Genomic DNA, 7,226 nt, shown 5'->3' with positions numbered 1-7,226 from the left:
ACGCTGTTCGTGCTGAACCGCCCCGACGCCCTGCCCGGCGCCGACCGGACCGCCCAGGGCCGGGTCGCCCCGGCCGACGGCACCGCCCCGGCCCCCCCCCCCGCCCCCCGCCCCCCCCCCCCCCCCCCCCCCCCCCCCCCCCCCCCCCCCCCCACGACCGGCTGTGGTTTCCCGGCCCGGGCTCCGCCCGACGATGCCGTGGCCGGGTGTCGTGTCGGTCGCGGTTCTGTTCAACCAGTGCGTCCGCGGCAGTTGAACGCGCACTCGGGGCACCGCGGGTGCCGTCTGCCCGGGAATGCGCCGGGCGGTTGCCCGGTTACGGGTGGCTGGATCGTTCGCTCTCACTCAAGCGCCGATCGGCCGGTTCCCGGAGACGGCTCGACACTGCTGTTCCCTGAGGGGACTATGGGGTCCGAGCGTTCGGGAGTTACTCGTGTGACTACTGTAAGTAGGGGGAGGTGCAGTCCATCTGAGCCGTTGTCAGCTCCTTTGGCGGCGGTTTCCGACTTCTTCCGACTTGAGGGGGGTTTGTCCGATTCCCGATCGCCCATGGCGTTCGGACACGCTGCCCCGTGAAGAGTGCGGCCCTTCCGGTTCCGGCCGGGTGGGCTCTTCGTAAGCCGGCTTGAGCAGCTATCCGATGGGGGAACGAGTATGGTTCGGCCCAGTGCCGATGGGTTGGATTCTGTACGATTCAGTTCGGATGTCGATCCGATCCGAGCCGTCACGGTCGTGCGGACCCGTGATCGAGACGTGGTGTCCCTCCCCATCGCCCTGCTCGTACCCGGGGAGTCACCCCGGCTGGGCGGGCAGGACACGGCACACGTGAGTCGGCTGGCGGAGCTCGACGAGCTTCCCCCCATCCTCGTGGACCGCCGCTCCATGCGGGTGATCGACGGCATGCACCGCCTGCTGGCAGCCTGCTTCAACGGCCGGGAGACGATCGAGGCGGAGCTCTTCGACGGTACCCCGGAGGAGGCGTTCCTCCGCGCGGTCGAGGCGAACGTGACGCACGGCCTCCCGCTCTCCCAGGAGGACCGCCGGGCCGCGGCCGCGCGGATCGTCGAGGCCCACCCGCAGATGTCGGACCGGGCCATCGCCCAGGCCTCGGGCCTGGGCACGAAGTCGGTGGCCGCCATCCGGCGGACCCTCCCCGGAGCGGCCGCCCAACTGGCGGTCAGGGTCGGGCGGGACGGCAAGGTCCGGCCGCTGAGCAGCGCCGAGGGCCGCCGGCGGGCCGCCGAGCTGATCGCCGAGAATCCCGAGGCCTCGCTGCGGGAGGTGGCGCGGCAGGCGGGGATCTCGCCGGCGACGGTGAGTGACGTCCGCAAGAGGCTGCTGTCCGGGGAGTTGCCGTTCGTGGAGCGCCGGCCGGTCCACATGGCCCCGGCCGTCGACGAGGCCTCGCCGTCCGCCCCCGACCAGATGCTCAGGCCGCGGAGTGTCCGGAAGGTGCGGCTGGTGCAGCCGGACCCGGTGGCGTTGATGGAGAAGCTGCTGCGAGACCCTTCCCTGCGCCACAAGGAGGAGGGGCGTCACCTGTTGCGCCTGCTCCAGCAGAACGCGCTCGACGACCAGGCGTGGGCCAAGCTGGCCGCCGTCGTCCCCTCCCACTGCCGCGACCTCGTCGTCGACCTCGCGCGCCAGTACGCGGAGACCTGGATGGAGTTCGCGCAGGAGCTGGACCAGGCCATCCACGCCGTGGGCGACGACGTCCGCGTGCCGCAGCAGCGGGTCGACATGGGTGCGTAGGCGCGGTCCCGGGACGGGAGCGGCCGGCACCGTCCCCGCAACCGCCCGGACGCGACGGCCGGTCGAGTGCTCCGTTCCGCGGGTCGCACCGGTCGCGGTCGGCGTCGGTCTGATGTATCGACAAGACGCGTGACCCGTACCACGATTGGGGTTCTCGTGACTGGGACGCGTCAGAGAGGACGGCCTCGCACCTGAGGCGGTGGCGGTGAGCGGGGCGGCGGGGAAGGGGAGAGCCGCGACATCCGGACGGTCGACCGCTCCGGAGACGTGGCCTGGGGCGAGCAGCACGTGCGTACAGCTATACCAACGGGGTGAAACACTGTGAGCAAGTCCATCGTCAGACCGACCGATCCCCTGGACAGCGTGACGGCCGGTGGTCCGGAGGATCGCGCCAGGCCGGGCAGTACCCTCCCGCGGGAGGTCATGACGGTACCGATCGCGATCCTCCTTCCCGGGGACTCACCCCGGTCGCAGGAGAGGGACGCCGAGCACGTCGCCAGACTGGCGGAGCTCGACGCGCCGCTGCCCCCGATCCTGGTCGATCGCCGCACCAGGCGGGTGATCGACGGGATGCACCGCCTGCTGGCCGCTGCGCTCAAGGGCCAGGAGTCGATCGCCGTCGAGTTCTTCGACGGCAGCGCCGAGGACGCCTTCCTGCGCGCCGTCGAGGCCAACGTGGCCCACGGTCTTCCGCTGTCGCAGGCCGACCGGCGCAGAGCCGCGGAGCGGATCATCCGGTCCCACCCCGAGCGGTCGGACCGGGCGATCGCACGGTCCGCCGGGCTCGGTGCCCGGACGGTGGCGAACATTCGACGAGGCATGGCCGGCTCCGGTGAGCAGCCGGTCTCGCGCGTCGGACTCGACGGCAAGGTCCGTCCGTTGAGCGGTGCGGAGGGCCGGCGGCGGGCCGCCGAGCTGATCGCCGAGAATCCGACGGCCACGCTGCGCGAGGTGGCGCGGCGTGCCGGCATCTCACCGGCCACGGTCAGCGACGTCCGCAAGCGGCTCGACTCGGGACAGCCTCCCGTCGCAGCCGAGGCGCCCGGCCCGAGCGGCGGCGGACCGGCCTCGGCCGGCGGGCCGAAGGCCGAACGCCGGGTGCCGGCGGCGCCGCCCGCGCCGACCGCCGTCCTGGAGAAGCTGCTGCGGGACCCCTCGCTGCGGCACAAGCACGAGGGGCGGCAACTGCTGCGGCTGCTCCAGCAGAACGCCATCGGGATGAGGGAGCGGTCCGCGCTGACCGCCGCGGTGCCGTCGCACTGCGGCTCCCTGGTGGTGGACCTCGCGCGCCAGTGCGCCGAGACGTGGATGGAGTTCGCGCGGGAGCTGAACGAGGGGTCGCAGCCCTCGGAGCGCAGGGCGGCCGGCTGAACCCTGCCGCAGGAGGCCGGGTGCGGGCGGGCCGGTGTGCCCTCCGCCCTGCTGTACTTCCGTCCGGCTCGGACGGGTCGTGCCGGTGGGCTCGGCCGGACCGGCGCTACGGCCTGCACCGCGTGGTGCAGGCCGTAGCCTTTCTGCCGACGGCCGCGGAGGACCGCACCCCCTCCCGCGGCAGGTGATCCACGTCACGGGAACCCGCCGCCGCTCCCCGGACAATGGAATGACGTGAACCATCCACTGCACGACCGGCTACGTGCCGGGGAGCCCGAAGCATTCCGCGAACTGTTCCGCGACCACGCCCGGCTGGTCCACCGGCACGCGGTGCGCGTGACCGGGGACTGGGCGCTCGCCGAGGACGTCGTCTCGCTGACCTTCCTGGAGGCGTGGCGGCTGCGCGGCAAGCTCCGCGACGAGGGCGACAGCCCGCGCCCCTGGCTCATGGGCATCGCCGTGAACGTGCTGCGCAACGCCACCCGCGCGGCCCGGCGCCACGCCGGTGCGATGGCGCGGCTGCCCGCGGACAAGGCCGTCCCGGACTTCGCCGACGAACTCGTGGGCCGGATGGCCGACGCCGATCAACTGGCGGCCGCTCAGCGGGCGCTGGCGCGCCTGAGGCGGTCCGAGCGCGAGGTGTTCGCGCTGTGCGTGTGGTCCGGGCTCGGCTACGCCGAGGCCGCCTCGGCCCTCGGCGTGCCGGTCGGGACCATCCGCTCCCGCCTCTCGCGCGCCCGCACGAGGCTGCGCAAGCTCGCCGACGAGGAACTGCGTACCGCACGCGGAAAAGCGGAACCGGTCCGGCCCGCCGGACAAGCACAGAGCAGCCGCACCCCTGCGGCCCGGTCGCACGAGGAGACGTACCGATGATCCGCAACACACGGCGGCGCGACGAACCGCTGGACCACGCGGAGCTGGCCCGTCTGCTGCCCGCACCGGCCGACCCGCAGTTGGCGCCCGAGCGCCTCCTGCTGCTTGAGGAGCACCTCATGAACGAGGTCCACCGGACCCACCCGGACACCGCCTCCGTACCCGCCCCGACCCCGACCTCGGCTCCGGCCCCCGCCACGGCGCGCCGCCCGCTGCGGCGGGCCGTGCTCCTCGGGGCGGCCGTCGCGACGGTCGCCGCGGTCGCCGCCGCCGTCGCCCTCGCCGGCGTGCCGAGTCCCGACCGGCAGCCCACGCCGCGCCTGGTCAAGGCCCCCGTGGTGGAGGTGGAGGCGGGAAGCACCGTCCAACTCGCCTCCACCGTCCGGGCGATCGCCGCAGCCGCGCAGGCCAACGGCGTGCCGCAGCCCCGGCCGGGCCAGTACATCTACGTCAAGCGCCAGGTCTCGTGGCTCGTCACCAGGAACGACGTCGACGCCGGCACCACGACCACCTGGGTCCAGCCGCTGCACACCCGGGAGGTCTGGAGGTCCCCCGACGGCACCAAGGGCTGGCTGGACGAGCCCGGTTACCAGCCCGACGGCGGCATCACCCTCGACACCAAGGACCGGCTGAACCACCTGACCTACCAGTGGCTCGCGGAGCAGCCCGCCGACCCCGGGCAGCTGCTGAAGGCCGTGTACGCCACGGCCGGCGGCCCCGGCGACCGTGACCAGGAGGCGTTCGAGGAGATCGGCTCCATCATCGGCGAGCAGCTCGTCCCGGCCCGGCTCGCCGCCCCGCTCTACCAGGCGGCGGGCGAGATCCCCGGCGTCGTCGTGGTCGACCACTCCCAGGACGCCGCGGGCCGCGACGGCATCGCCCTGGCCCGCCTCGACCCCCGGACCGGCGAGCGCACCGAGTGGATCTTCGACCGCACCACCTACCAGTACCTCGGCAGCCGCGGCGTCCAGGTCACCGAGCAGTACGGGGTCAAGCCCGGGACCGTCGTCGAGCGGACCGCGGTCGTCGAGCGTGCCGTCGTCGACGCGAAGGGAGAGCGCCCCCGGGCGGGCCAGGCCCACGCCTGACCGGCGGAACCGGCCCCACCCGCGGGACCGTCCTGATCCGGAGCACCGGCCGAGGCTCTCCGGATCAGGCCCTCCGGATCAGGACGGCCGGACGGATCAGCCCCTCCGGATCAGGACGGCCGGGGAGTCGGGGCCGGGGCGGCTACCGGCCGGCCGGGTCGATCGCGTTCAGCAGGATGTCGGCGTTCTCGATGGCGACCCGCAGCAGTTCCCGGGCCCTCCTCACCTCCTCGACGTGGGTGGCGATGGCGTCGTGGCCGCCGGTCCCGGTCGCCACGTCGGGTGTGTCGATCCTGCCCAGCAGGATGTGCATCGCCTCGGCGGCGTACACGGCGGCGACCGGGAGCGGTCCGCTGTTCCGGTCCGCGGCGAGCAGCTGCAGCGGGATGCTCGCGCGCAGGACCTGCCAGCGTATGAACTCCATCTGCGGTTCCAGCTCCCAGGCGTCGGCGGCCTTCAGCTGCTCGCCCCACGCGGCGTGCGGGTCGTCGTCGCCCAGTTCGACCTCGTCGGCGAGCATCGCCTCCTTCTGCACGAAGCCCAGCAGGGTGTTGACCATCCGCACCCGGTAGCTGTCGGGGTGGCTGAACTGCGCGGCGTACTCGGCGTGCTCGGCCGCCGTGACGTTCCGTTCGTACAGGCCCAACGCGTCCAGAGCTGCACTGATCTGTTCCACCGTCATCGGGGGGTTCTCGCTCGTCATACCGGCACGCTACCCGTCCCGGGCCGGGGGTGGGAGGCCAATGCCGGGGAGCGTGCCCCGCCGTTGCCGGCCGGAACGCGCGCCCGCGGCACCGGGCCGCGCTTCGGGCGGGCCAGCGGGACAGGGGTCAGCTCGCCGGTGCGGTCCGACGGCCGGTGGCGGCGCGGAGGAGCACGGCGAGGGCGACCAGGACGATGCCGAACCAGACGACGCCGGTGACGCCCGTGCGGTCGGCGAACAGGCCGCCGACGAGGGCGCCCAGGGCGATGCAGGTGTTGTAGGCCATGGTGTTGAGCGACATCGCGGCCTCGAAGGTCTCGGGCGCGGCCGCGAGCGTCATGTTGATCTGGCTGAGCTGGACGACGCCGAAGGCGACGCCCCACAGGACCATGGCGGCGATCACGCCGATGTCGCTCGTGCCGACGGTCAGCAGCATGACGAGTGCGGCGATCAGGAGCAGGCCGCCCGCGACGAAGCTGCCCCGCAGGCTCCTGCCGACGGCCCGGCCGCCGACGAAGTTGCCGATCGCGCCACCGACGCCGAAGACGATGAGGACGAGGGTGATGAAGCCGACGGTGGCGGAGGCGCTGTCCTCCAGGTAGGGGCGGACGAAGGTGTAGGCGCCGAAGTGGCCGAGGACGAAGAACACGACCATGACCAGGACCACGCGCAGCGGGACGTTCCTGACCGGCAGTCCGAAGACCTCGCGGACGGAGACCGCGTTCGCGGACGGCAGCGACGGGACGGTGAGGGCGACGGCGAGGAGCACCAGGGCGCTGAGGCCGGCCCAGATCAGGAAGGTGGTCCGCCAGGAGCCGGCGCTTTCGAGCAGGGTGCCGAGGGGGATGCCGACGACGGTGGCGATCGAGATGCCGGACATCACGACGGCGGCGGCCCGGTTGGCGTGCCGCTCCGGGACGATGCGCATGGCCATGCTGACGCCGATGGCCCAGAAGGCGCCGCTGGCGAACCCCATGACCATGCGGGTGCCCAGGATCAGCGGGTAGTTCGGGGCGACCGAGGTGATCAGGTTGCCGACGGCCAGGACGGCCAGCAGCGTGGTCAGCAGACGGCGCCGGTTGACCCGGCGGGTCCAGGCCACGACGAACGGCACGCCGAGACCGGCCGCGACACCTTGTGCCGTGACCATCAGTCCGGCCGTGCCCACGGAGACCTTCAGGCTCTCGCTGAGCGGGGTGAGCAGGCCGATCGGCATCAGTTCGGTGGTGAGGAAGGCGAACAGGCTGGCCGTGATGGCGGCCACGCCCAGCCATCCCCCGGCCGGGGGCGCCGCCTTCTGCGGGGTGCCGGGGGCGCGGGGGTCCGCCCGGATGTCGGCGGTGGTCGTCTCGGAACGGGCCGGCGAGGCGCTCATGACGGTCGCTCGTCCTTTCGGTGTCGCGGGCGCACGGGCGCACGCGGGAGTGCCCGGGCGGGGT

Annotated in this window: 6 protein-coding genes; 4 read left to right on the top strand and 2 right to left on the bottom strand. The window is 73.2% G+C overall.

The features are described from left to right. Nucleotides 1-756: 756 nt before the first annotated feature. From AC067J_RS34925 to AC067J_RS34910, 4 genes are all read left to right on the top strand, one after another. Nucleotides 757-1,752: a ParB/RepB/Spo0J family partition protein gene (locus AC067J_RS34925; RefSeq protein WP_478306163.1), complete on the top strand. Its 996-nt coding sequence runs from the start codon at nucleotides 757-759 to the stop codon at nucleotides 1,750-1,752. 423 nt (nucleotides 1,753-2,175) lie between these two features. Next, nucleotides 2,176-3,123 carry a winged helix-turn-helix transcriptional regulator gene (locus tag AC067J_RS34920; RefSeq protein ID WP_478306162.1) on the top strand — a complete coding sequence of 316 codons (948 nt, stop codon included), beginning with the start codon at nucleotides 2,176-2,178 and terminating at the stop codon, nucleotides 3,121-3,123. A gap of 234 nt (nucleotides 3,124-3,357) precedes the next feature. After that, nucleotides 3,358-3,996, top strand: coding sequence for an RNA polymerase sigma factor (locus AC067J_RS34915; RefSeq protein WP_478306160.1), 639 nt, complete (start codon nucleotides 3,358-3,360; stop codon nucleotides 3,994-3,996). Continuing rightward, nucleotides 3,993-5,084 carry a CU044_5270 family protein gene (locus AC067J_RS34910; protein WP_478306158.1) on the top strand — a complete coding sequence of 364 codons (1,092 nt, stop codon included), beginning with the start codon at nucleotides 3,993-3,995 and terminating at the stop codon, nucleotides 5,082-5,084. The genes AC067J_RS34915 and AC067J_RS34910 overlap by 4 nt, the downstream gene beginning before the upstream one ends. A 142-nt stretch (nucleotides 5,085-5,226) precedes the next feature. On the opposite strand, the gene AC067J_RS34905 is transcribed toward AC067J_RS34910, so the two are convergent. Both AC067J_RS34905 and AC067J_RS34900 read right to left on the bottom strand, forming a co-directional pair. Next, entirely contained in the window at nucleotides 5,227-5,787 is a 561-nt protein-coding gene (locus tag AC067J_RS34905; RefSeq protein WP_478306156.1) for a DUF6245 family protein, read from the bottom strand. A gap of 127 nt (nucleotides 5,788-5,914) precedes the next feature. After that, nucleotides 5,915-7,162, bottom strand: coding sequence for an MFS transporter (locus AC067J_RS34900; protein ID WP_478306154.1), 1,248 nt, complete (start codon nucleotides 7,160-7,162; stop codon nucleotides 5,915-5,917). Between the last annotated feature and the right edge of the window lie 64 nt (nucleotides 7,163-7,226).

Source organism: Kitasatospora sp. NPDC042419 (genome assembly GCF_056437345.1).
This window is presented reverse-complemented; position numbering and strand designations above follow the sequence as displayed.

Excerpts from the sequence above, each read along its gene's own strand:
- AC067J_RS34920 (WP_478306162.1), top strand. The coding sequence starts at position 2,176 with ATGACGGTACCGATCGCGATCCTCCTTCCCGGGGACTCACCCCGGTCG.
- AC067J_RS34900 (WP_478306154.1), bottom strand. The coding sequence starts at position 7,162 with ATGAGCGCCTCGCCGGCCCGTTCCGAGACGACCACCGCCGACATCCGG.
- AC067J_RS34905 (WP_478306156.1), bottom strand. The coding sequence starts at position 5,787 with ATGACGAGCGAGAACCCCCCGATGACGGTGGAACAGATCAGTGCAGCT.
- AC067J_RS34910 (WP_478306158.1), top strand. The coding sequence starts at position 3,993 with ATGATCCGCAACACACGGCGGCGCGACGAACCGCTGGACCACGCGGAG.